Annotated in this window: 20 protein-coding genes and 1 pseudogene; 8 read left to right on the top strand and 13 right to left on the bottom strand. The window is 72.1% G+C overall.

Annotation, left to right across the window (positions count from 1 at the left end):
* The first annotated feature begins 167 nt into the window (after positions 1–167).
* Entirely contained in the window at positions 168–962 is a 795-nt protein-coding gene (locus tag KBX21_RS06780) for a DUF4352 domain-containing protein (protein WP_210841346.1), read from the top strand.
* Positions 963–995: 33 nt separating this feature from the next.
* On the opposite strand, the gene KBX21_RS06775 is transcribed toward KBX21_RS06780, so the two are convergent.
* From KBX21_RS06775 to KBX21_RS06760, 4 genes and pseudogenes are all read right to left on the bottom strand, one after another.
* Positions 996–1856: a (2Fe-2S)-binding protein gene (locus KBX21_RS06775; protein ID WP_210841345.1), complete on the bottom strand. Its 861-nt coding sequence runs from the start codon at positions 1854–1856 to the stop codon at positions 996–998.
* A 211-nt stretch (positions 1857–2067) separates the two neighbouring features.
* Positions 2068–2259, bottom strand: a pseudogene (locus KBX21_RS06770) (ABC transporter permease); the annotation flags it as partial.
* Positions 2260–2331: 72 nt separating this feature from the next.
* Complete coding sequence (locus tag KBX21_RS06765; protein WP_210841344.1) at positions 2332–3546, bottom strand: JmjC domain-containing protein; 1215 nt, start codon at positions 3544–3546, stop codon at positions 2332–2334.
* Between the two features lie 273 nt (positions 3547–3819).
* Positions 3820–6000 carry a prolyl oligopeptidase family serine peptidase gene (locus tag KBX21_RS06760; RefSeq protein ID WP_210841343.1) on the bottom strand — a complete coding sequence of 727 codons (2181 nt, stop codon included), beginning with the start codon at positions 5998–6000 and terminating at the stop codon, positions 3820–3822.
* A 193-nt stretch (positions 6001–6193) separates the two neighbouring features.
* On the opposite strand from KBX21_RS06760, the gene KBX21_RS06755 reads away from it, so the two are divergent.
* Entirely contained in the window at positions 6194–6691 is a 498-nt protein-coding gene (locus KBX21_RS06755; RefSeq protein ID WP_210841342.1) for a TspO/MBR family protein, read from the top strand.
* A gap of 139 nt (positions 6692–6830) precedes the next feature.
* Here KBX21_RS06755 and KBX21_RS06750 read toward each other — a convergent pair whose 3' ends face one another.
* Positions 6831–8051, bottom strand: coding sequence for an ABC transporter ATP-binding protein (locus KBX21_RS06750; protein WP_210841341.1), 1221 nt, complete (start codon positions 8049–8051; stop codon positions 6831–6833).
* A 639-nt stretch (positions 8052–8690) separates the two neighbouring features.
* Here KBX21_RS06750 and lnt point away from each other — a divergent pair.
* Complete coding sequence (gene lnt, locus KBX21_RS06745; RefSeq protein WP_210841340.1) at positions 8691–10334, top strand: apolipoprotein N-acyltransferase; 1644 nt, start codon at positions 8691–8693, stop codon at positions 10332–10334.
* Between the two features lie 161 nt (positions 10335–10495).
* Positions 10496–11089 (top strand): FxsA family protein, encoded by a 594-nt coding sequence (locus tag KBX21_RS06740; protein WP_210841339.1) that lies wholly within the window; start codon positions 10496–10498, stop codon positions 11087–11089.
* A 6-nt stretch (positions 11090–11095) separates the two neighbouring features.
* On the opposite strand, the gene KBX21_RS06735 is transcribed toward KBX21_RS06740, so the two are convergent.
* On the bottom strand, positions 11096–11809 hold the full coding sequence (locus KBX21_RS06735; protein ID WP_049566495.1) for a potassium channel family protein: 714 nt from the start codon (positions 11807–11809) through the stop codon (positions 11096–11098).
* A gap of 206 nt (positions 11810–12015) precedes the next feature.
* On the opposite strand from KBX21_RS06735, the gene KBX21_RS06730 reads away from it, so the two are divergent.
* Positions 12016–12342, top strand: a complete 327-nt coding sequence (locus KBX21_RS06730) for a nuclear transport factor 2 family protein (protein WP_049566498.1) — start codon at positions 12016–12018, stop codon at positions 12340–12342.
* A gap of 166 nt (positions 12343–12508) precedes the next feature.
* On the opposite strand, the gene KBX21_RS06725 is transcribed toward KBX21_RS06730, so the two are convergent.
* Positions 12509–12997, bottom strand: a complete 489-nt coding sequence (locus tag KBX21_RS06725) for a nucleoside deaminase (RefSeq protein ID WP_210841338.1) — start codon at positions 12995–12997, stop codon at positions 12509–12511.
* Between the two features lie 103 nt (positions 12998–13100).
* Here KBX21_RS06725 and KBX21_RS06720 point away from each other — a divergent pair, with 103 nt between their 5' ends.
* The gene (locus KBX21_RS06720) at positions 13101–13580 is read left to right on the top strand and encodes a GNAT family N-acetyltransferase (RefSeq protein WP_210841337.1); all 480 of its coding nucleotides are present in this window, start codon (positions 13101–13103) and stop codon (positions 13578–13580) included.
* Between the two features lie 4 nt (positions 13581–13584).
* Here KBX21_RS06720 and KBX21_RS06715 read toward each other — a convergent pair whose 3' ends face one another.
* The 4 genes from KBX21_RS06715 to KBX21_RS06700 form a co-directional block, all read right to left on the bottom strand.
* Entirely contained in the window at positions 13585–15519 is a 1935-nt protein-coding gene (locus KBX21_RS06715; protein WP_210841336.1) for a cation-translocating P-type ATPase, read from the bottom strand.
* Positions 15516–15887, bottom strand: coding sequence for a helix-turn-helix transcriptional regulator (locus KBX21_RS06710; protein WP_049566509.1), 372 nt, complete (start codon positions 15885–15887; stop codon positions 15516–15518). Before KBX21_RS06710 ends, KBX21_RS06715 begins: the two co-directional genes overlap by 4 nt.
* A gap of 60 nt (positions 15888–15947) precedes the next feature.
* A complete protein-coding gene (locus KBX21_RS06705; protein ID WP_049566511.1) occupies positions 15948–16538 on the bottom strand; it encodes an NUDIX domain-containing protein in 591 nt (196 codons plus the stop codon).
* Positions 16539–16646: 108 nt separating this feature from the next.
* Positions 16647–19118 (bottom strand): HAD-IC family P-type ATPase, encoded by a 2472-nt coding sequence (locus tag KBX21_RS06700; RefSeq protein WP_374225702.1) that lies wholly within the window; start codon positions 19116–19118, stop codon positions 16647–16649.
* Positions 19119–19381: 263 nt separating this feature from the next.
* Here KBX21_RS06700 and KBX21_RS06695 point away from each other — a divergent pair, with 263 nt between their 5' ends.
* Positions 19382–20161: an NRDE family protein gene (locus KBX21_RS06695; protein WP_210841433.1), complete on the top strand. Its 780-nt coding sequence runs from the start codon at positions 19382–19384 to the stop codon at positions 20159–20161.
* Between the two features lie 80 nt (positions 20162–20241).
* Here KBX21_RS06695 and KBX21_RS26880 read toward each other — a convergent pair whose 3' ends face one another.
* Positions 20242–20373: a hypothetical protein gene (locus tag KBX21_RS26880; RefSeq protein ID WP_255352542.1), complete on the bottom strand. Its 132-nt coding sequence runs from the start codon at positions 20371–20373 to the stop codon at positions 20242–20244.
* Positions 20374–20414: 41 nt separating this feature from the next.
* A complete protein-coding gene (locus KBX21_RS06690; RefSeq protein ID WP_049566514.1) occupies positions 20415–21227 on the bottom strand; it encodes a family 16 glycosylhydrolase in 813 nt (270 codons plus the stop codon).
* Positions 21228–21468: 241 nt separating this feature from the next.
* Between KBX21_RS06690 and KBX21_RS06685 the strand changes: the two genes are divergently transcribed.
* Entirely contained in the window at positions 21469–21771 is a 303-nt protein-coding gene (locus tag KBX21_RS06685) for a hypothetical protein (RefSeq protein WP_049566517.1), read from the top strand.
* The last annotated feature ends 78 nt before the right edge of the window (positions 21772–21849 follow it).

Here is a 21849-nt window from a genome sequence, read left to right as displayed (position 1 = left end):
GCGGGGCACTGCACGGAGGTCCGCCTCCGAACGAGGGACCGCCGCCCCCGGAGGGACCACCCCCGCCTGGGGGGCCGCCTCCGGGCGGCCATCCGCCTGGTGGGCCTCGCTTCGACGGCCCGCCCTCGGTCGGGCAGCCCACGTGGCGGCAACCTCCTGGAGGCCAGGTGCCCGGGGGTTCGGCCTCGGAGGCCCAGTGGGGCGAGGGTCCCCCCTACGGTCCGCCTCCGGGCGAGCCCCGACCGTACGGCGGCGCATCGGACCCGGCGGGCTCCGGTGAGTACTCCCAGGGGCCCAGCGGCCCGGGGAGCGCGGGGTACGAGCACGAGGGGTTCGCGCCCGGCTACGGCAGCTTCCCGAACGAACCGGTCGACTACGGTGCCCAGGGCGGCTACGTTCCCCCTGGCGGTTACGGTCCTCCGGGTCAGGGCGGCTACGGCCCGCCGCCGTCGAAGCCGACTCCCTGGGGCAAGATCATCGGGATCGGCTGCGGGGTCCTTCTCCTCCTGCTGCTCGCACTCGGAAGCTGCGCGGCTGTGGCGCTGGTGCTGGCGGACCGAGGCGCCCCCAGCGGCGGTGGTGACCCGGGTGCCGAACGGAACGAGGACGGCGAGCCGAGCGACGAGGTGCCCTCGGAGGCGGACCTGACCGCCACCGCCACCGAGTTCGAGCCCAGCTCGCTCTACGTGGAGGGCGAGTTCACCAGCGTCGAGGTGACGGTCACCAACACCGGATCGGACGCCCTCGACGTCAATCCGCTCTACTTCCTCGTGGTGGACACCGAGGGGACGGAGCACAGTCCCGGCGACGCGATCGCGATGGACGCCAACGAACTCGGCGTGCAGACCCTGGACCCGGGGCAGACCGCCAACGGCGCGATCACCGTCGTCGGTGAGATCGAGCCGGAACGGGTGCTCTTCGAGCCCTACTTCACGGGCCCCGTGGAGGTCCCGGTGACCTGAGCGGCGGCGCCACGGGCACGCGGAGGGGTCCTGTCAGGGAGCGAGCGCGGGATCGCGCAGCCACTCGGACAGGGCCTCCTTGCGTTCGCTGTCGCACTTGAGCGGGCAGGTGGTGCAGTAGCCGTGCTCGGGATCGCCCTTGTAGTCGAAGCAGCAGGTGCCACGGACCGCCCAGGTGCCCCGGGGGTGGTCGGGAGCGAACGGGAACAGGCGCGGACGCTTGCGGGTGACCGCCCCCGCCTCGACCACCGCGTCGCCCAGCCGGGTGGCCAGCTCCCAGGCCTGTTCGGCGTCCTGGCCGAGGTAGCGGGCCGGGTTGAGCATGTAGAAGTGCATGGTGTCCAGGACCCAGCCCCACAGAGTGCGCTTGCCCGCGCGTGAGTGCGCGTGCAGGGTCTCGACCAGGGGTTCGACGGTGGCGAAGAGGGCCTCGGCGACCAGACGCAGCTGTTCGTCCTCGTCACGGGCGACCACGGTGTCGGGGTGGTCGGCCGCGGGGTCGTCCGGCAGGACCACGGTGCGCGGATCCACCACGGTGGGCGTGCCGAACCTGCTCCGGGCCGTGTCCCAGGGCAGGTACAGGGTGTCGGGGGTGAGCAGCGGGCCGCGTCCGGTGAGGTAGAGGCAGGCCGCCACCAGGAAGACGGGTTCGCGCAGGGTGACCCTCAGGAAGTTGGTGGCGGCGGGGAGCCGGTGGCCGGGACCGTGTTCGGTCCGGAGCTTGTCGAACAGGACCGGCAGCCAGCCGTACCCGGTCATCGAGGCGACGCTGTGGAACTGGACGCCGTCCACCGGTCGGCCGTGGAACCGCTCCGAGTCCGTGAACTCGGGCAGCGGCGCGAACTTCAGCCGCGCGCGGACGCCGAGGAGGGCGTCGAGCGGATCTGGAGTCACCTGGAAACCCTTCGTCGCGGAGCGGAACCGACAGGTCCGGAGCGTGCGGCCGTAGCGACCGCCGGACGGGATCGGGTTCACTTGCGCCTGTGAAGTGAGGCTACCCTAACCCGCCTGGCGGTGGCAATGCGTCAGCCTGGACGTTTGCCGAATCCTGGACACCGAGTGCCCCGGACCGTGACCGCGCCACGGGTGCGGCGGCCCGGCGCCTTCACGGACTCAGGGCACGGAACCGGCGCAGTGACAGCGGGACGCACACGGCCACCAGCAGCGCTGGCACGGCCAAGGCCAGGAGGAGCGCGTTCCGCGCCGCCCAGGTGTCCGAGGGCAGCACCGGGTTGCCGAACAGTTCCCGGGTGGCGGTGACCACGGCGGACAACGGGTTCCACTCCGCGATCGGGGCACGACTCCGAGCGCCGGGACCCCGGTCGGTTCCGATGAGCCGAGGGGCGGGCCCTACCCGCCCCTGCCGCGCTCAGCGCACCACGACCAGGTGGTGACGGGCCAGCGCGGCCACGACCTGGGCGCACACCGGCGCGTCCACACCGGCGCGCTCGGCCAGTCCCGCGACGGACAGCTCCCGGTGTCGGGCGAGCGCCTCCAGGACCGGCTCCGCCACCACGGGGAGCCGGTAGCGCTTCCCGGCGACGGTGACCACGACCCGCGCGTCCCCGCCCTCACCCTCCCGCTCCACCGGGGGAGGCAGGATCGGGACGAACTCCACTCGCGCGTGCTCCGGCGGCGCACCGTCCTCCACCGGCCAGGGCAGGGAGAACGACGTGCGCCTGGGGAAGCGCGCGTCCCGCTCGGCGAGGAAGGTGTCCAGGTCCAGGCTCTCGGCCAGCTCCGTGATCCGCGCGACCAGCTCGTGCCGGTGCTTTCGGCGCGAGTCCGGATCGGCGAACCGCGGCAGGTCCCGGCGGAACGCCTCCTCCTCGAACAGGCCGCGCACCAGGGCGTCGGCCCAGTCGATGCCGGTCGCGCGGGTGAACCCGAAGGTGAGGTGCATGCTCACCTCACCGGTTCCGGTCACCGTGTGCCACCAACCGCGCGGCACGTGGATCACCTGACCGGGCCGCAGCACCCCCTCCCACACCAGGTGCAGCTCACCGTCCGCGTCGCGGGGCGGGGTGTGCGCGTGGTCGGTGTCGTTCTTCATCGGGTACGGGCGAGAACCGGGACCGTGCACCTGCCAGTGCTTCGTCCCCTCCACCTGCACGATCACCGTGTCGTGGTCGTCCCAGTGGGTGTCGAATCCCCGGGACTCACCCCAGATCAGGTACAGGTTGGTCTGCGCCCGCTCCCGGGTCAGTCGCATGAGGTCGTCGGCGGCCGCACCGATCGGCGGGTGCATGCGGTCGATGCCGTCCAGCACCAGGCTCGCCCCGGCGCGCAGCTCCCGGTACAGCGACTCGGGGCGCACGATCCGGCGTTCGGTTCGCGAGACCCTGGCGCGATCGGTGTAGCGGTCCAGCGGCACCGGCGATCCGTCCTTGTGCAGCCGTAGCCGGGGCGGTTCCGGGGCGCTCTCGGCCAGCAGGCCGTTGAGGTCGTCGAAGGTCAGGAGCGAACGCACGGCGTCCGCGCCGAGGTCGGCGAAGACGAACTCCTCCGACAGACGGGTGGTGAGGGCGTCGCGGCCCACGACGTCGCACAGGGTTCGGGTGAACAGGCTGCCGGGATCGGTCACGGCTGTCCCCTTTCCGGGGGTCGGACGTTGCGGTTCGTGCGGGCGCGCGGATCGTGGAGGGGCCCTCCCGGACGCGCCGTGGCGGCGCGGCCCGGGAGGGCACGGATCAGATGAAGTCCGAGCTGGAGTCGGTGCCGTCGTTGTCGCCGCCCGCGGTGGTGTCGCGGGAGGTCACCTCCGCCAGATCCTCGACCTCAACCTCGATGGGGTCCATACCGCACCTCGCTTTCTGTGTGCCGTCGATCCTCTTGGCCAGGGCAGGGCCGGACGCCGTCAGCGTCCGGTGAGCCCCGTCTTGTGGGCCGCGAACGCGTGTGCGTCGGCGGCCAGTCCCACGGCCCTGCTCACCGCGCGCGGGCCGTGCCCGACGTCGCGTTCGTAGCGCAGCAGGGCGGCCGGGCGGTCCCCCTCCTCGCCCGCCGCAGCCAGCAGCGCCGCGCACATCTTGCGCGGGTGGGCGGCGTCGGTCCGGGTGTCGCCGTCGAACCCGGTGAGCAGGACGCTGGGATGTCGCAGCCCCGGTGTGCGCAGGGCGGAGTCCAACGCGCGGTGGTAGGGGGAGTAGGAGACCAGGGCGGCGAAGTCGTCGGGGTCGGCCGTGGTGCCGAACTCGCGGGTCCACATGCGGCCCAGCCCGAGGCGCTCGAACCGCACCATGTCCGCGAGCGGGGCCGAGGCGATCACCGCCGCGCACAGGTCGGGGCGGGCCGTGGCGGCGGCCAGCACGAGCAGACCCCCGGCCGAACCGCCCGAGAGGCACAGTTCGGAGCGCGCGCACCAACCGGAGGCCACCAGGGCGTCGGCGGCGGCGACCAGGTCCCGCACCGCGCGCGGCTTGTGGCGGCCCGACCCCTCCAGGTGCCACCGGCGTCCGGCGTCGCCCCCGCCCCGCACGTGTGCCACGGCGTAGCGGCCGCCGGACAGCAGCCAGGCCAGCACGGTCGCGCTGAACCCGAACTGCCGAGGGCGTCCGAAGCCGCCGTACGCGTGCAGGAGGGTCGGCGCGGAACCGTCGCCGCCGGAGGCGTCGAAGACGGTGACCGGCACGCGGGTGCCGTCGCAGGACCGGCACCACAGGACGGTGCGGACCACGGAGGAGGAACCCTCGCAACCGGTGCGTGTACCGGTGCGTGTTCGGGGGGCGGGACCGTCGGGGAGGGGCCAGGGTTCGGGCGCGGTCTCGCCCGGAGAGAGTCGCAGGACCCTCTGTTGGGTGGCCACGTCCGCGTAGCCGAGGAACACGGCGCCGTCCGGGGCGGCGACGGGCCCCGAGACCATACCCTCACCCGGCAGTTCCACGGTGTGCGAGCGGGCACCGGTGACGGCGTCGTGCACGGAGGCCTCGCTGATGCCCAGCCGTGTGCGGACCACCAGCAGCGCGGTGCCACCGGGCGCTCGGTACGGGCAGAAGGCGTCCAGGGTCGCACCGGGGTCCTCGGGGACCACCTCCCGCCAGTGCTCGGGCGAGAGCCGGTCGGCGGGGGCGCCGGGCTCCACCACGCACACGCGGCGGCGGGGCGCGTCCAGGGTGGTGCGCAGGTACAGCAGGCCGTCCGGGCCCGGGCGCACCTCGGTCTCGGCGTCGTGGTCCACCTGGAGCGGCACGAACCGAGGCCGCTCGACCGGGTGCGCGGCCAGGTCGGCCAGCCACAGGTCGGTGCGGTGTCCGGTGCCGTGGCTCTCGGTGACCAGCAGCCAACGTTCGTCCAGAACGCGCACGCCCGGCACGGTGCCAGGGCCGGTGCAGGGGTACACGAGGGTCTCCGCGCCGTCCATAACCCGGCGCAGCCACACGCCGCGCACGCCTCGGGCGCCGTCGCGACGCACGTAGTAGAAGGCCCGCCGCTCGCCGGGCAGCCAGGCCACGTGCGAGTAGCGGACACCGGACACGGTGGGGCCCACGGTGGAGCCCGTGTCGGTCCGGACCACGCGCAGACCGCCGCGCTCCACTCCTCCCGAGGAGGTCTGGAGGGCCACCAGGCGGCCGTCCGGGCTCGGCTCCCAGGAGTCCAGAGTGGTCCTCCCGGTGGGGTCGTCCACGCAGGGGTCGTAGACGGTCAGCGGACCGGTGTCCGAGGTGGAGGAGGGCCCTTCCGCGTCGGGGCCCGCGGTGGCGGATCCGCTCGGATCCCCGGGCCACACCACGAGGCGGGGGTGTTCGCTCCCCGCGTGGCGAACCGTGCAGAACAGCGCTCCGGAGCGGTGGACCGGCGGCGACCACAGGTCGGTGGCCACCAGGGCCCGGATGCGCTCGGCCAGCGGTTCGCGCAGGGGCCAGGTGGCCGCCTCGCGCTCGTACTCCCGCCCGCGTTCGGCCAACCAGCGCAGGGTCGCGGGGGAGCCGGACGTCTCCAGCCAGCGGTAGGGGTCGGGGACGGGATGGCCGTGCAGGGTGTCGACGACCGACACGGGGTCGGTGGCCGGGGCGGTTCCGGGGGCTCGGTTACGCACCATCACATGGTTCAAGCGGCCCGACGCGACGGTCAAGGAAGAGATACCTGGCCCTGAGGGACGCGACTGTGTCCCTGAGGGAAGGTTTGTGGGTCGGGCCAGCCAGGACCGCCGGGATGGTCGAGCGCTGGACAGGGTAGGTCTCCGCCAAGGGGCGGCCCCGTCCCGAGGTGACCGCTGGAGTGGGGAGTGAACCGTGGAGAACACCGAGCGCAGGACCCCCGGGCCGCGCCGTTCGCTGGGAGCGGCGCTGTGCTTCGCGGCGGCGGTCCTGGCAACGGCACTGGTCGGCGCAACCGCGGCGGCTGACTCCGGCGCCGTGTACGCCGGCCTCGACCTGCCGGTGTGGGCCCCACCCGCGTGGTTGTTCGGCCCGGTCTGGACCGTCCTGTACGTGCTCATCGCGGTCGCGGGCTGGCTGGTGTGGCGAGCGGCGGGGATCCAGGGGGCTGTGGTCTTCCTGGGTGTCTACGTCCTCCAACTGCTACTGAACGCCGCCTGGACGCCGCTGTTCTTCGGCGCCGGGCTCTACGGTCTCGCGCTGGTGGACATCCTGCTCCTGGTCGTGGCGGTGGCGGGCACGCTGTTCCTTGCCCGTCCGCACAGCAGGACGGCTGCCCTGCTCCTCGTCCCCTACCTGCTGTGGGTCGCCTTCGCGGCCGCGCTCAACGCCGCCATCTGGGTGGCCAACTGACGGTTCCGACCCTGTGGCGTCCGAGCCGTCGCCGGAGGCGCGAGGGACCGCGACGACGGAGACGGGCGGCGCCCCGGAGGATGGGGCGCCGCCCGCGCGTCCGGTCCGGGGAGGTGTGGACCGGACCTGGGAGGGTCGATCAGACGTTGTCGGGGTGGCCGATCGCCAGGCCGCTCTCCTGGTCGAAGAAGTGCAGCTGGCTGACGTCCACCGCCAGGCTGATGGTGCTGCCCGGGCGCACGCTGCTGCGCGGGCTCACGCGGGCGGTGAACTGCGAGCGGTTGTCGCCCAGCGGCAGGGCGGCCTCGGCGCTCTCCTCGTCGTCGCCGGCGGCGTCCTTGGCCAGGGCGGCCGCGTCCTCGTGGCGGACGGGCGGAGCGTCGATGCCGAAGATCACGTTGATCTCGGTGCCCAGCTCCTCGGTCACGTCGGCGGTGACCTCGATGCGGGTGTCACCGCTGCCGTCGAGCTCGGCGTCGCTGAAGTCCGAGGGACGGATGCCCAGGATCACCGAACGGCCCACGTACTCGCTCAGGCCCGTGCGCTCCTTGAGGATCCCGGCCGGGACCGGGAGTTCGTGCCCGGCGAACCTCAGTACGGCGCCGTCACCGTCGCGGGAGAGGTCGGCGTCGACGAAGTTCATCGCCGGGGAACCGATGAATCCGGCAACGAAGAGGTTGACGGGGGAGTCGAAGAGTCGCTTGGGGGTGTCGACCTGCTGGAGGCGGCCGTCGCGCAGGACCGCCACCCGGTCGCCGAGGGTCATGGCCTCGATCTGGTCGTGGGTGACGTAGACGGTGGTGACGCCCAGACGCTCGTGGAGCTGGTTCAGGGAGGCGCGCATCTGCACGCGGAGCTTGGCGTCCAGGTTGGAGAGCGGCTCGTCCATGAGGAAGGCCTGCGGCTCGCGCACGATGGCGCGGCCCATCGCCACACGCTGGCGCTGACCGCCGGAGAGCGCGCCCGGCTTGCGCTTGAGGTAGGGCTCCAGACCGAGCATGTCGGCGGCCTCGCCGACACGGCGGGCGATCTCGGCCTTGGGGACCTTGCGCAGCTTCAGACCGAAGGCGAGGTTCTGCTCGACGGTCATGTGGGGGTAGAGCGCGTAGTTCTGGAAGACCATCGCGATGTCGCGGTCCTTCGGCGGACGGTCGTTGACGATCTCGTCGCCGATCAGCAGCGTCCCCGCGGAGATCTCCTCCAGTCCCGCGATCATGCGCAGCGCGGTGGACTTGCCACAACCGGACGGGCCGACGAGCACCATGAACTCGCCGTCGTTGATCCGGAGGTTGAGGTCGTCGACGGCCTTGACGTCGCCGCCGTAGATCTTGTCGACGCCCTCAAGGACGATCTCCGCCATGGCTGTCAGCTCCCGCGTTGGCTCGGTGATGTGGCGTATCCGATGGTGGGCGGAGGTTTCCGGGGCACGTTGACCCCGCCAGGAACCCCTCCACCCGAGCCCGATGTTCGAAGTTGATCGAAACGGGCTGAATTCTTGATCACATCAGACCTGATCGCGATCAAAATGTCCAGAGCGGTTTTGATTTCGATCCGATTGCGGTCATGCGCAAACCGCACCCGGTCAGCTGGCGTGCGCGGCTCAGGTGCGTTAGCCTGGCGCACGGTTCATCACGTTCTCCCCTCCCACCACTTGGGTCGGCGGCCACGACACGGCGGCCGGGTTGAGACAAGGGGTCGGGGAGTCTGGGTAACCTAACGACCAGTCCAGCACTGGACGGACCGGTTGTGCGGCCCCCACTCGTCCGATTGGACGCTGCATCACGCGCCAGGTGCAGCTGGGATCGGGTGAGGAGCGGAGTACCGCGACCGGGCGGGGGGTTGGACCCGGAAAAGGCCCGAACATCCAGTAGACAACGGTCTTCCGAGCTCGCCGCCGACGGGACGGAGCCGGTCCGAAGGGTGGCTCGGGCCTTTTCCGCGTCCCCCCAATATGCTGACCGCCAGGACCTCAGTACCCAGCGGAAAGCGAGCATCCCACGTGGTTGCCGAGCAGAAGGGGTCGGAGCCAGCTCCGAGTCCCGAAAGACCCTCGCCGAACACCACGGCGCCGGAGTCCGAGGCGCGGGCCACGACGTGGTCCCCCCTGGCCCCGGGGCACCGCTGGGGACGCCTCGACCCGCTGTGGCGCACCCTGGCCGCCGTCGGAGCGGGTCTGGCCCAGCTCTTCGCGCTCCCGCCGTACGGGCTGTGGTGGCTCGGGCCGCTCAGCGCCGCCCTGCTCCTCCTGGCCGTGAGCGGAACGCGCATGCGACGCGCCGCGTGGCTCGGTGCCCTGTCCGGCGCCGCGCTCATGGTTCCGCTGGTCCACTGGCAGGACATCTTCGGCTTCGACGTGTGGTTGGCCGTCGCCGCCCTCGAGACCGCCTACTTCCTTCCCATGGCCATGGGGCTGTCCCTGGTCGCGCGGTTGCCCTACTGGCCGGTTTGGACCGCCGCCCTGTGGGTGGCCCAGGAGGCCGTGCGCGCCCGCTGGCCGCTCGGCGGGTTCTCCTGGGGCAAACTCGCCTTCGCCCAGCCGGACACCCCCTTCGTGGGATACGCGGCTCTGGGGTCCTCCGCGCTGGTGTCCTTCGTCGTGGCCCTGACCGGGGCCATGCTGGTGTGGACGGTCCTGCGCGCCGTGACCGCCAGGGGCCGCGCGCGGGTGCTCCTTCCGGCCCTGGGCCTGGCCACCAGCGCGGCGATCGTCCTGGGCGGCCTCGTGGCCCCCGCGATCGGCCGCCCGGCTCCTCTGGAGACCGTCACCGTCGGCATGGTGCAGGGAAACGTGCCCAACGTCGGTGAGATCTCGATCCTCGGCGAACGCGCCCAGGTCCTCCACAACCACGCCGACGGCGTCTCGGAGCTGGCCGAGGCGGTCCGGGAGGGTGAGTACCCCCAGCCCGACCTCGTGCTCCTGCCCGAGAACGCCAGCGACATCGACCCCTTCCGCGACCCCGAGGCCGCGAGGACCATCGACGGCGCCGCCCAGGACGTGGACGCGCCCGTCCTGTGGGGGCTGAGCCGGTTCAACGACGACGGCACGCGCCACGTGCAGAGCCTCGTGTGGGACCCCGAGACCGGTCCGGGTGACGCCTACGACAAGCGCCACCTCGTCCCGTTCGGCGAGTACGTCCCCTACCGTGAGTTCTTCACGCGGTTCGTCTCCCGCCTGGGCCAGGTCAGCTCCGACGCCATCCCCGGAACCGACCCCGGCGCCCTGGAGATCGGCGGCACCACACTGGCCATGGGCATCTGCTTCGACGTGGCCTTCGACTCGCCCGTGCGCGAGTCCGTGGCCGCGGGCGGCCAGATCATCGTGATCCCCACCAACAACGCCAACTACAACTTCACCGGCCAGTCCCAGCAGCAGCTGGCCATCACCCAGCTGCGCGCCGTCGAACACGGTCGACCGGCGGTGGTGGTCTCCACCAGCGGTGTCAGCGCGGTCATCGAGCCGAACGGCCGGGTGGCCTACGAGTCGCCGGAGGCCGAGCGCGACATCAACGTCGCCGAACTCACCGCCATGGAGGGCCCCACGGTCGCCACGCGTCTGGGCCCGGCCCCCGAGGCCCTGCTGGCGGCGCTCGGCCTGGGCGCGGTGGTCGCCTCGATCGTCGTCTCGCGCAGGTCCCGGGCCTGAACCCACGGCTCCGCCCCACCGGTCCGGTCCCCTCGCGGGCCGGACCGGCGGCGCCCGACGCGGGTGGGAGCGTCCGGACCGGGAACCATTCACACCACGGGTACGTTCTCTCCAGCAAGAGGAGACCCGACTCCGGCCCACGACACTGAGGATGATTCGCGATGCCGCTGCTGATTGTGCTGGCGCTGATGGCACTGCCCTTCCTTGAGGTGGGCCTGATGATCTGGGTCGGCGGACAGATCGGCGTGCCGTGGACGCTGGCGGCGTTGGTCTCACTGATGGTCCTGGGAGTGGCCGTCCTGCGCCACACCGGCCGGGCCTTCCGCGAGGTCGTCCAGGAGGCCGACGAGGCCATGCGCACCGGCGAACAGCCGCGCAAGGGCCTGCTCGACCCCCTGATGCTCATGGCGGGTGGCATCCTGCTCGTCATTCCTGGCTTCCTCACCGCCGCGGTCGGTCTGCTGCTGGCCACCCCGGTCACCCGGCCCGCCCTGCGGTGGGTGTTCGCCGGTTGGGCGGCCCGACGGATGAAGAAGATGCAGGAGCGCGTGAACGAGGAGTTCGCCGCCCGTGGCGCCACCATCCCGAACCAGGCCCCCTTCGGCCCCGGCGGTCCCGCGGGTTCCGGCACGCCCGCAAATCCGTTCGGCACCACCCCCGGAAGCGCCCCCGGCGCGGACGGCGGCGACCGCTCCGCCACCAACGGCCGTGTCATCCAGGGCCAGTTCGAGCCCGAGGACGATGACCGCGCCTGAGGCGCGTCAGGCGCTCCCGTCCGTTTCGGCCCCGGTCCCGGACCCGCCGGATTCGGTGACGGACACGTAGGCGCCGACGATGCGGGCGATCACCGTGGTGAGGAACAGGGTCCCCGCCACCGCCTCGGCGGTGGCCAGCGACCGCGCCCACGGGGTGAGCGGCACCAGGTCGCCGTAGCCCAGTGTGACCAGGGTGACGAAGCTCAGGTAGGTCAGGTCCTGCCAGTCCACTGCCGTGCCCGGGGCCAGGGAGTCCTCGAACGCGCCCGGCCACAGCGCCTCCACGATGCCGAACAGCGCCGCGAACACCCCGCCCAGCAGCAGGTAGGCGCAGATCGCCGCCATGATCAGCTGCGGTCCGGTCTCGCCCCTGTGCCGCTGCCGGTACGTGAACACGAACACGAGCAGCTTCAGGATCAGATAGCCCTGGAACAGCACCACGGCGCAGAACAGCCAGAGACGGGCGGTGGGGACCTCGGGGTGCAGGGCCGCCCAGAACCCGGCGGCCAGGAACACCGCGGACAGCACGGCCACGGGGACCAGGCGATGGCCCTCGGCCCGCACCACCCGCACGCCCAGGAGGACCACGGCCGGGTACAGCAGGACGTACAGAATCTCCCAGACCTGTCCGCGCAACGTCAGCGGATACGCGAAGTGCAGCAGTACCGAGGCGGTCAGGAACGCCACCAGGGGGTGTGTGAGCCCCGGTCGACCACGCATGCACGCCCCCTCCGTTTGCACCGACGGCGCCCCGGACGACGCCACCGGTCGCCGGGAGGCTAGCCCGGGGACGCACACGGCCGTGTGAGGCGCGGGAGGTGTTTGCCCGACCTTGGAGCGCCGTCGGTACTCGGCAGACCTATCGGCTGCGAGCATCCTCAGGGAGCGGGGCCACCAGGGTCCGCGCCCGAACGCGGAGGAGCACCATGAGCGCGAGCATCCCCGAGCCGGTCGCGTCGTTCATCGACAGGGTCAACGACCACGACGAGCAGGGGTTCCTGGACGCCTTCACCCCGGACGGTGTGGTGGACGACTGGGGACGCGAGTTCCGGGGGCGCGAGGCCATCAAACGGTGGAGCGACGTGGAGTTCATCGGTGCCCGGGGAGTGCTGGACGTGCGCTCGGCCGAAGCCACCGGGGACGGCGTCACCGTGGTCGGCGACTGGCGGTCCCAGCACGCCAACGGACCCAGTTCCTTCGCGTTCTCCGTCGAGGGGGACCGCATCGCCCGGATGACCATCAGGGAGGGGTGACCGGCGACACCTCGACCCCCGGAGGGTGGGATCGCGGACCGGCCACCGGTGCGTCCGGGGGCATATCGGACGACAGGATGTTCGGCTCACCGGCACTGATCGTTTCGATCACTTTCGATCAGGGGAGTGGGCGCAATCCGTTTCCCGCCTCCGGGCCGCGCCCGAATCAGAGGTCCGTCGCACGCCCGTGGAGCCGGGCGTGCAGACCCCGGACCTCCTTGCTCAGGGAGCCCACCGGACCCTCCACCGGAACCCCCGGAGCCACATCGTTGACCGGCAGCGCCCGCACCGGACCGGCGGGGACACCCCACTCCTCCAGCCAGGATCCCAACTGCTCCGAAGAGCTGGCGTACACGATGCGCCCGAGGCCCACCCAGGCGTGGGCGGCGGAGCACATCGGGCAGTGCTCGCCCGAGGTGTAGACGGTCGCCGACGCGCGTGCGGCGGGGGACAGGTGCTCGGCGGCCCAGCGGGCGATCGCGAACTCCGGGTGCCGGGTGGAGTCGCCCCTGGCCACGTGGTTGTGGTCCTCGAACAGCACCGCGCCGTCCGAGCCCACCAGCACGGAACCGAACGGTTCGTCGCCACTGTCCAGCGCCTCGGCGGCCAGGTCGACCGCGCGCCGCAGGTGACGCAGATCGGTCTCGTCCACCATCACGGGGCTCCTTCCCTCGGGTTGGGCGCCAACGTATCGCGGGGCCCGCCCTGCCGGGGCAAACCACTGGCCGACCCGGGCGCGTGTGGCTACGCTGCGACCCATGCAGATCAGGATCCGGCCCTACGATCCGGGCGACCGCGAGACCGTGGTCGACATCGCGCTGCGAGCGTGGGAACCGGCCCACCGGGCCCTGGAGCGGACCCTGGGGACGCGACTCCACCGACAGGTCGTCGGAGACTGGCGCCGGGCGCACGCGCGCGACGTCCGTGAGGACCTGGACTCGGAGGAGGCGCTCGCGTGGGTGGCGGTGAACGACCACGTGAGCGGGTTCGTCACCGTCCGGTTCGACCGCGAGGGCGGCACCGGTCTGGTCCACCTGCTGGGGGTCGACCCCGACCAGCAGGGGCGGGGCACGGGCACCGCGCTCACCGAGTTCGCCGTGGACCGAATCCGGGAGGAGGGCATGGCCGTCGCCGTGATCCGGACCGGCGGCGACGAGGCGCACGCCCCGGCACGGGCCGTCTACGAGAAGGCCGGCTTCGTGGCCTCGCCGGTGGTGCACTACTACCGGAGCCTGTGAGCCGTCACCGCCCGAGCGTGCGGGGTCGGCGTCCGGCACGCATGCCGTTGGCGATGACCACCACCTCCGCCACCTCGTGCACCAGGACCACCGCCGCCAGGCCCAACACGCCGAACAGGGCCAACGGCACCAGGACGACGATGATCGCCAACGACAGTCCGACGCTCTGCCACATGACGGTCCGGCAACGGCGGGCGTGTTCCAGCACCACGGGCAGGTGACGCAGATCCTCACCCATCAGGGCGACGTCCGCGGTCTCCACGGCCACGTCGGTGCCCATCGCCCCCATGGCCACGCCGAGGTCGGCCCCGGCCAGAGCCGGGGCGTCGTTGACCCCGTCGCCGACCATCGCCACCGGGCCCCCGGCGCGCAGCTCACCGACCACCCGCGCCTTGTCCTCGGGCAGCAGACCGGCGTGCACCTGGTCCGGGTCGATTCCGACCTCGGCGGCCAGTGCCCGGGCCGTGACGGGGTGGTCCCCGGTCAGCATCGCCACCCGGTGGCCGGAGCGGCGCAACTCCGCGACCACCTCGGCAGCCTCGGGCCGCGGTTCGTCCCGGACCGCGAGTGCGCCCGCCACGGCGCCGTCCTCCTCCACCACGACCACGGTGGCCCCCGCGTCCAGCAACCGTTCGACCTCGCTCGTGAGGGGCCCCGGCGCCACCCAGCCGGGACGGCCCAGACGCACCTCCACGCCCTCCACCCGGCCGGTCAACCCGTGTCCGGGCACCGCACGGACGTCCCGCGCGGGAGGGGGCACGGGGTGCGCGGCCAGTACGGCTCGGGCCAGCGGGTGTTCGCTGCGGGCCTCCAGCGCCGACGCCAGGGCCAGGACCCGCTCCCGAGTGTGTCCGGGGGCGGGCACCACCTCCACCACGGCGGGCGCGTTCCGGGTGAGGGTCCCGGTCTTGTCCAGGGCCACCACCCTGACCCTTCCCATCGCCTCCAGCGCGGCACCGCCCTTGACCAGCGCGCCCTGGCGTGAGGCGGCGCCGACGGCGGCCACCACGGTCACCGGCACGGAGATCGCCAACGCGCACGGCGAGGCCGCCACGAGCACGACCAGAGCGCGTTCGACCCAGGTCATGGGGTCGCCCATGAGCGACCCGACCACCGCCACCAGGGCGGCCACGATCATGACCCCGGGGACCAGGGGACGGGTGACCCGGTCGGCCAGCCGCTGCCCCTGACCCTTGCGTGCCTGCTCGGCCTCAACGACGCGCACCACCCGCGCCAGGGAGTTGTCCTCGGCACCGGCGGTCACGGTGATCTCCAGCGGGCCCGTTCCGTTGACCGATCCCGCGTACACGGCCTCGCCGGGGCCCGCCTCCACGGGCACGGACTCCCCGGTGATGGCCGAGGTGTCCAGGCTGGTGTGCCCAGAGGAGATCACGCCGTCGGTGGCCAATCGCTCGCCCGGACGCAGCACGAGGGTCTGCCCGGGCCGGATCCGGTCGGGGGAGACGGTGTGCTCGATCCCGTCGCGCAGGACGGTCGCCCGCGCGGGCACCAGGTCCAGCAGGGCGCGAAGACCGCGCCGGGTGCGGGCGACGGCGTAACCCTCCAGGCCCTCGGCGACGGTGAAGAGCACGGCCAGCATCGCCGCCTCCCCCACCTCGCCCAGGGCCACGGCTCCGAAGGCGGCCAGGGTCATGAGGGTGCCCACGCCGATCCGGTCCCGGAACGGACCCGGTCCGAACAGGCGGCGCAGGGTGACCGGGACGAAGGTCCAGCCCGCGACCACCAGCGCCGCGGACTTCAGGAGGAGGGGGAGTGGGTCGGGGGTCCCGAACCAGGCCGCCGCGTACCCGGCGAGGAGCAGGGGCGCGGCGACGGCGGCGAAGCGGATCTCGGGGACCTGCCGGAGCCGGGTGGGTTCCTCGGGTTCGGTCGTCCGCCCGGGAGCGGTCGGGGCGTCGCCGCAGCAGGTGTCGCTCACCGCGCACCGTCGCCGCTGTCGGTTCCGTAGGTGGGGCACAGGGCGACCGCGTTGCCCGTGGCGGCGAGGAGCGTCTCGGCGGCCGCGAGCAGGTTGATCAGTTCGGGGCGGCTGAGGGAGTAGAACACCTGGCGTCCCTGGGGGCGGCCGTCGACCAGCCCGCAGTCCCGCAGGCACGACACGTGCTTGGAGACCGTGGACTGGGCCAGGCCCAGCTGGTCCACGAGGTCGGTCACGCGTGCCTCGCCCCGTGCCAGGCGTTGCACGATCGCCAGGCGGGTCCCGTCGGAGAGGCTGTGGAAGAGGGCCTCGGCGGCGTCCAGCCCGGAGCCCGCGCAGGCCCCCTCCACGTCATCATTGATCGTCATGCGACGATCATATTCTGTTCTGACGATGAATCAGTACGGGGGCCCGTCGCGGTCCCGCGGTCACACGTGCTCGGCCGCCGTTCTCGAAGCGGCCAGCGTCTGGGAGATCTTCGCGGCCAACCGAGCCGAGGGCACGTCCGTGTGGGGCCGCCACGCGAGGGCGTCGGAGGCGCCACCCCTCGCGGGCACCGTGGCGGCCGTCGCCCGGTACAGGTACAGGAACGTGAAGTGCACGTGCTCGGGCTCGCCCCGGTCCGGGTCCTCCTGGACGCGGTGGACGTCCAGGTCCAACGGGAGCGCCTGCGCGTCCGACCCCGCCCGGGAGACCTCGATCCGCTCGGGGGCCAGGCCCGTGGACTCCGTCAGACGACCCAGCGACGCCTCGTCCAGCGCACCGTCCTCGGTGGTCAGGTGCCCGCCCGGCAGGAGCCAGGGGCCCTGTTCGCCCTCCCGGACCATCAGCACCCGCCAACACGGGTCGAGCACCACGGCCCCCGCGGTCACGTGTCCCACACGGAACTCCTTGGGCGAGGACAGCTCGTGCCCGCCGTCCAGGGCCCGCACCAGGGGGTCGGCCGCGTCGACTTCCTTGGGGAAGCGCTCCAGATAGCCGTCCAGCACGGCGCGGACATGCGTGTTGGGGATGCTCAATGTGGCTCCTGTCGATCCGGACACGTGGCGCACCCAGGATCGCGGCTCGGCACCGGCCCTGAACAGTTCCCACGCTGACCGGCCCCGAGGTGGTACCCCGAACCCCCGCTAGGCGGCGGCGCGGCTCGTCATCCGGTCGTCCACCACGCGGATCACCGTGATCACCGCGATCGCCACCCCCGCCACTGCCAGCCCGGTCAGGACCTTGGTCGGATCACTCACGTCGAGGTCGAAGAACCAACGCCCCCACGGAGTCACCATGGCCAGAGTCAGCAGACCCACCATGGAGCCGACCAGCGCCACCTTCCACCACACGTACGGCTTGGCCACCAACAGCAGCACCCACAGCGTGGTCGCGCACAGAGTGATGACCACCGCCGTGCGGTCCGCCGGGTCTGGGACCGTGCGCCCGCCGAGCACCAGCAGGTAGGTCGTCACCGCGGCCAGCCCCGCCACCAGCCCCGAGGGGATCGCCAGCCGCAACGTCCGCAGGACGAACCCCGGCCGGGCGATGTCGGTGTTGGGCGCCAGGGCCAGGAAGAACGACGGGATGCCGAAGGTGACCGCGTTGATCAGCGTCGCGTGCCGAGGGAAGAACGGGTAGGCCACCGCCAGCAGGCCCACGATGATCGCCAGCGTCATCGTGTACACGGTCTTGGTCAGGAACAGGCTGGCCACCCGCTCGATGTTGCCGATCACCCGGCGACCCTCGGCCACCACCCTGGGCAGGACCGCGAAGCGGTTGTCCAACAGGACCAGCTGGGCGACCGAACGCGAGGCGGGGCTGCCCGAACCCATCGCCACGCCGATGTCGGCCTCCTTCAGGGCGAGCACGTCGTTGACGCCGTCACCGGTCATCGCCACCGTGTGCCCGCGGTCACGCAGGCCGCGGACCATGTCGCGCTTGCGTTCGGGGGTGACCCGGCCGAACGCCGAGCGGCCCTCCACCTCCCGCGCCATCCGCTCCGGCTCCTCGGGCAGGTCCCGGGCGTCCATCGGGCGGTCGGCCCCGGACAATCCCAGTTCGCGGCCGACCGCGCCCACCGACGCCGCGTGGTCGCCGGAGACGATCTTGACGTCCACGCCCTGGTCCGCGAAGTAGTCCAGGGTGGGCAGGGCGTCCTCGCGTACCCGCTGGTCCAGTACCACCAGCGACACCGGCTCCACCGTTCCCGGGGCGAACTCGTCGTCCACCCGGACCGAGGCCCGCGCCAGCAACAGCACCCGCAGCCCCTGGGCGCCCAGGCGGGCCGCCTCCGCGGCGGCGGGAGAGGCCGGTTCGGCCAGGACGTCGGCGGCGCCGAGCACCCAGTGCCCCTCACCCGACGGTGTCAGCAGGCTCGCCCCGCTCCATTTGCGGGCGGAGGAGAAGGGGGCCAGCGCGGTGACGGTCCAGTCCGGGGCCTTCCGCCCACCGGCCGCGCACCCCTCAGCGATCGCGGCCATGCTCGGGTTCGGGTCCGGGTCGCTCGCGGCCAGCGCGGCCAGCACCAGAGTGGGGGACTCCGAGGAACCGCCCAGGTCACGGATCTCGGCCAGCTTCATACCGACCTCGGTCAGCGTGCCGGTCTTGTCCGTGCACACCACGTCCACCCGGGCCAGGCCCTCGATCGCGGGCAGCTCCTGCACCAGGCAACGGTGGCGCCCCAGCCGGATCACCCCCACCGCGAAGGCGATGCTCGTGAGCAGGATGAGGCCCTCGGGGATCATCGACACCAACGCCGCCACCATGCCGCGCAGGGCGTCGGCCAGCGGCCCCGGGACGCCCCCGGAGTCCGGCTGGTCCAACGCGACCTGACCGTTCATGAACAGCTGGCTGTAGACGAGCAGGGCGCCGATCGGGAACAGGGCGTAGGTGATCCAGGTCAGGATCGCGTTGATCCCCGACCTCAGCTCGGACCGCACCAGCGAGAACCGGCTCGCCTCCTCGGCCAGGCGCGCCGCGTACGCGTGCCGTCCCACCTTCGTCGCCCGGAAGCGCCCGGCCCCAGCCACCACGAAGCTGCCCGACATCACCGTGTCCCCGGCCTGCTTGAGCACGGGGTCGGCCTCTCCGGTGAGCAACGACTCGTCGATCTCCAGACCCCCGGCCCAGGTCACGACGCCGTCCACCACCACCTGGTCGCCGACCCCGACCTCCAGGACCTCGTCCAGGACGATCTCCTGGGTGGACACCCGCACGGTGGCGCCAGCGCGTACCACCCGGGGTCGCGCGGCGTTGACGATCGCGAGCCTGTCCAGGGTGCGCTTGGCGCGCAGCTCCTGGGTGATGCCGATCAGCGTGTTGATCACGATGACCAGCGCGAAGAGGCCGTCCTGCACCGGTCCGATCACCGCGATGACCGAGAACAGGACGGCGATCATCGCGTTGATGCGGGTGAAGACGTTTCCTCGGATGATCTGCCCGACACTGCGGCTCGCCCGGACGGGGACGTCGTTGGTCCGTCCGTCCGCGACGCGTTCGGCGACGTCCTCCCTCGACAACCCCTCCTCCGGGGGCGGCCCCAGGAGGACGGACCGGCCCGGCGCGGGCTCGGTCGGGAACGGACCCAGTCGGGACCGGTCGGTTTCTTCGGGCACGGAGGGCTCCTGGTTGGCGAAGGAGGGCTAAGGGGGACCGGAGCGGTGAAACCCCCGCTCAAACGGTCCTGGCGTCAACGCACACAAGACTAGGGAGCCCCCAGAGTAGAAGAGCACACCCCGGCCGCGCCGTGGTGCCCGGCCGACCCCCCGTCTTGGGGCCAGCACCACCCTGACCAGGGATCGTGTCCCCAGCGGGCACGCACGGGGGTTCGCGTCGTAGAGTCCTTGGCAAGGGACCCGAACGCGTGGGAGACAACGAGATGTGCACGGTGATCGTCGGTTTCGATCCGGACTCCAGGACACCGCTGGTCGTCGCCGCGCTGAGGGACGAGATGCGCTCACGCCCGTGGGCCTGGCCCGCGCCGCACTGGCCCGAGCGTCCCCACCTCGTCGGTGGCCGTGACCAGCTCGCCGGAGGCACCTGGCTGGCCGTGGATCCCCGCAGGCGACGCATGGCCGCCCTGCTCAACGGCTGGCCGTGGGACGGCACGATGCCGTGGGAGGGTACCTACCCCGCGAGCAGGGGCGACCTGCCGCTCAGGGCGCTGTCCACCCAGCGCGACCCCCTCGCTGGCGAGGACCCCACCCGCTACGCGCCCTTCCACCTGCTCGACGCCGACGCGCACAGCGCGACCCTGTACAGCTGGGACGGACGATGTATGGACGTCCGCTCCCTTCCCCGAGGCGTGACCACGCTGGTCAACACGGGTCTGGACCCCGCCGACCCCCGCGCCGCGCGGCACACCCCGGAGTTCGCCCGCACGCGACCCGACCCGGATCTGCCCGAGGCGACCACCCCGGAGGAGATCTGGGGCGAGTGGCCCGCGCTCATCGGCAAGGCGGCCCACGAGCGGCCCCGGTCGGCGGGCACCACCCCGGGAGGTGACCCGACGGGCCTGATCGCCCACGCGGACCTGGGCGACGGCCAGGTGTGGGCCACCGGCTCCATCACCCTGGTCGCCCTGGACCGAGACACGGTGCGCTACGCCTTCACCGACACCCCCGCCGCCCCCGAACCGTGGAGCATGATCGACGTCTAGGCGCGGGTGGTCCAAGGACGGACGCGAAGGACGTGCGGCCCCGCCCTTGGAGGGCGGGGCCGCACGTGTGGAGCCGGGTGTCAGACCGTCAAAAGGAACGCCAGCGCCACGAGGAGCGTCACCGAGGTGAAGGCGGTCAGGGCGACGAGGGCGTTGCCGCGGAGGCGCTCCGCGTCACCGGGGGTGAAGGGGTCGGGATCGGTCTGGTTCACGGCCCCGTTCTGCCGTGCCCTCGGCCGGGTCTCCAAAGGACCTAGTCCAGGGAGTACACGCGGACGTAGTCCACGCGCATCTCCTGGGGGAGCTGGGTCGTTCCGTCCGGGTAGCCGGGCCAGTTGCCGCCCACGGCCACGTTGAGGATCATGAAGAACGGCTGGTCGAACACCCACGGGTTCCCCCGGGTGTCCGCCGCCGTGTAGGTCTGGTAGGCGATGCCGTTCACGGACCACGTGATCGAACCCGGCCGCCAGTCCACGGCGAACGTGTGGAAGGTGTCGGCGAACGACCATCCCTGCGGGTGCATGTAGGAGCCGGTCAGCGGGCTGCCGCCGAAGTATCCGGGCCCGTGCAGGCTGCCGTGCACCAGGTGCGGTTCGCGGCCGATGTTCTCCATGATGTCGATCTCGCCCGAGTCCGGCCACGGCGTGTTCGGGAAGTTCGAGCCCAGCATCCAGAAGGCGGGCCAGATGCCCTGGCCGCGCGGGATCTGGATGCGCGCCTCGACCCGGCCGTACTGGGGCTGGACCTTGTTCTGGGTGGTCAGGCGGGCGGAGGTGTAACCGCCGTGGGCCTCCTGGCGGGCCGTGATGACGAGGTGGCCGTTACCGTCGAGTGCCGAGTTGGCGCGGCTGTTGGTGTAGTTCTGGAGCTCGTTGTTGCCCCAGCCGTGGTCACCGGTCTCGTGGTTCCAGTTCGCGGGGTTGGGGGCGCTTCCCGCGGGGCCGTTGAACTCGTCCGACCACACGAGCGTGGCCCGCATGTCGGACTCCGTGGTGGACGCTGAGGCGGTGGCGGGGGAGAGCAGGGCCGCGGCGGTGATGACCGCCATGAACAGGGCGCGGTGCATGGGCTACTCCGGGGGGAAGCCCCACAGGGGCGGTGGAGTACCGGGCCTGACACGCGTGTCGCGACCCAGTGTGGTCACCTGGTGACCATTGGTTCTGAAAAGTTACTGTACGTTTAGTAATTCGGAAGCACAAGACCGGGTTCTCCGGGTTTTCTCAGAAGTTTTTCGAAAGCGCGTCATAGGCGCCGTGGTGGATCGTCTCCTTCAGGAAAGACGTTCGACGATCCACCGAGGAACCCACATGCTGAGCGCCCACGCCGTCCCCGCGCCCCTGTTCGACCCCGCCGACCTGGTGGGGCAGTGGGTACGGGTGAAGAAGGACGGCACCGTCGGGCTCCTGACCCGCGCCGACCACACCGGCTGGGCGCTGCGTACCCCGACCGGAGCCCTCTCCGGCCGCGGGCGTCTGGTCGCCGAGCCGCTCACCCGCCGGTCCGAGGCCGGGCCGGTCCGCCGCCGCCTGCGCGCGCTCAAGGACGACCCCGGCTTCCCGGGCGCCGCTGACCTGGACCTTCTCGATCTCCAGCTGGCCGCCCACCCGTGACCGCCGGTGCGTCGTGCGCCTTCGGCCGACCGCCACCTGTCTAGGGTGGAGGAGCGAGGTCGAGGGCACACCGGGGCG

The organism is Nocardiopsis sp. B62 (genome assembly GCF_018070675.1).
Lineage (GTDB): Bacteria > Actinomycetota > Actinomycetes > Streptosporangiales > Streptosporangiaceae > Nocardiopsis > Nocardiopsis prasina.
The sequence above is the reverse complement of the archived record's forward strand: the minus strand, read 5'-3'. Positions and strand labels throughout refer to the sequence as shown.

What these genes read in the sequence shown, in the direction of transcription:
- KBX21_RS06760 (WP_210841343.1), bottom strand. Translation starts at nt 6,000, where the DNA reads ATGGTGCGTAACCGAGCCCCCGGAACCGCCCCGGCCACCGACCCCGTG.
- KBX21_RS06750 (WP_210841341.1), bottom strand. Translation starts at nt 8,051, where the DNA reads ATGGCGGAGATCGTCCTTGAGGGCGTCGACAAGATCTACGGCGGCGAC.
- KBX21_RS06740 (WP_210841339.1), top strand. Translation starts at nt 10,496, where the DNA reads ATGCCGCTGCTGATTGTGCTGGCGCTGATGGCACTGCCCTTCCTTGAG.
- KBX21_RS06735 (WP_049566495.1), bottom strand. Translation starts at nt 11,809, where the DNA reads ATGCGTGGTCGACCGGGGCTCACACACCCCCTGGTGGCGTTCCTGACC.
- KBX21_RS06730 (WP_049566498.1), top strand. Translation starts at nt 12,016, where the DNA reads ATGAGCGCGAGCATCCCCGAGCCGGTCGCGTCGTTCATCGACAGGGTC.
- KBX21_RS06725 (WP_210841338.1), bottom strand. Translation starts at nt 12,997, where the DNA reads ATGGTGGACGAGACCGATCTGCGTCACCTGCGGCGCGCGGTCGACCTG.
- KBX21_RS06720 (WP_210841337.1), top strand. Translation starts at nt 13,101, where the DNA reads ATGCAGATCAGGATCCGGCCCTACGATCCGGGCGACCGCGAGACCGTG.
- KBX21_RS06710 (WP_049566509.1), bottom strand. Translation starts at nt 15,887, where the DNA reads ATGACGATCAATGATGACGTGGAGGGGGCCTGCGCGGGCTCCGGGCTG.
- KBX21_RS06695 (WP_210841433.1), top strand. Translation starts at nt 19,382, where the DNA reads ATGTGCACGGTGATCGTCGGTTTCGATCCGGACTCCAGGACACCGCTG.
- KBX21_RS06690 (WP_049566514.1), bottom strand. Translation starts at nt 21,227, where the DNA reads ATGCACCGCGCCCTGTTCATGGCGGTCATCACCGCCGCGGCCCTGCTC.
- KBX21_RS06685 (WP_049566517.1), top strand. Translation starts at nt 21,469, where the DNA reads ATGCTGAGCGCCCACGCCGTCCCCGCGCCCCTGTTCGACCCCGCCGAC.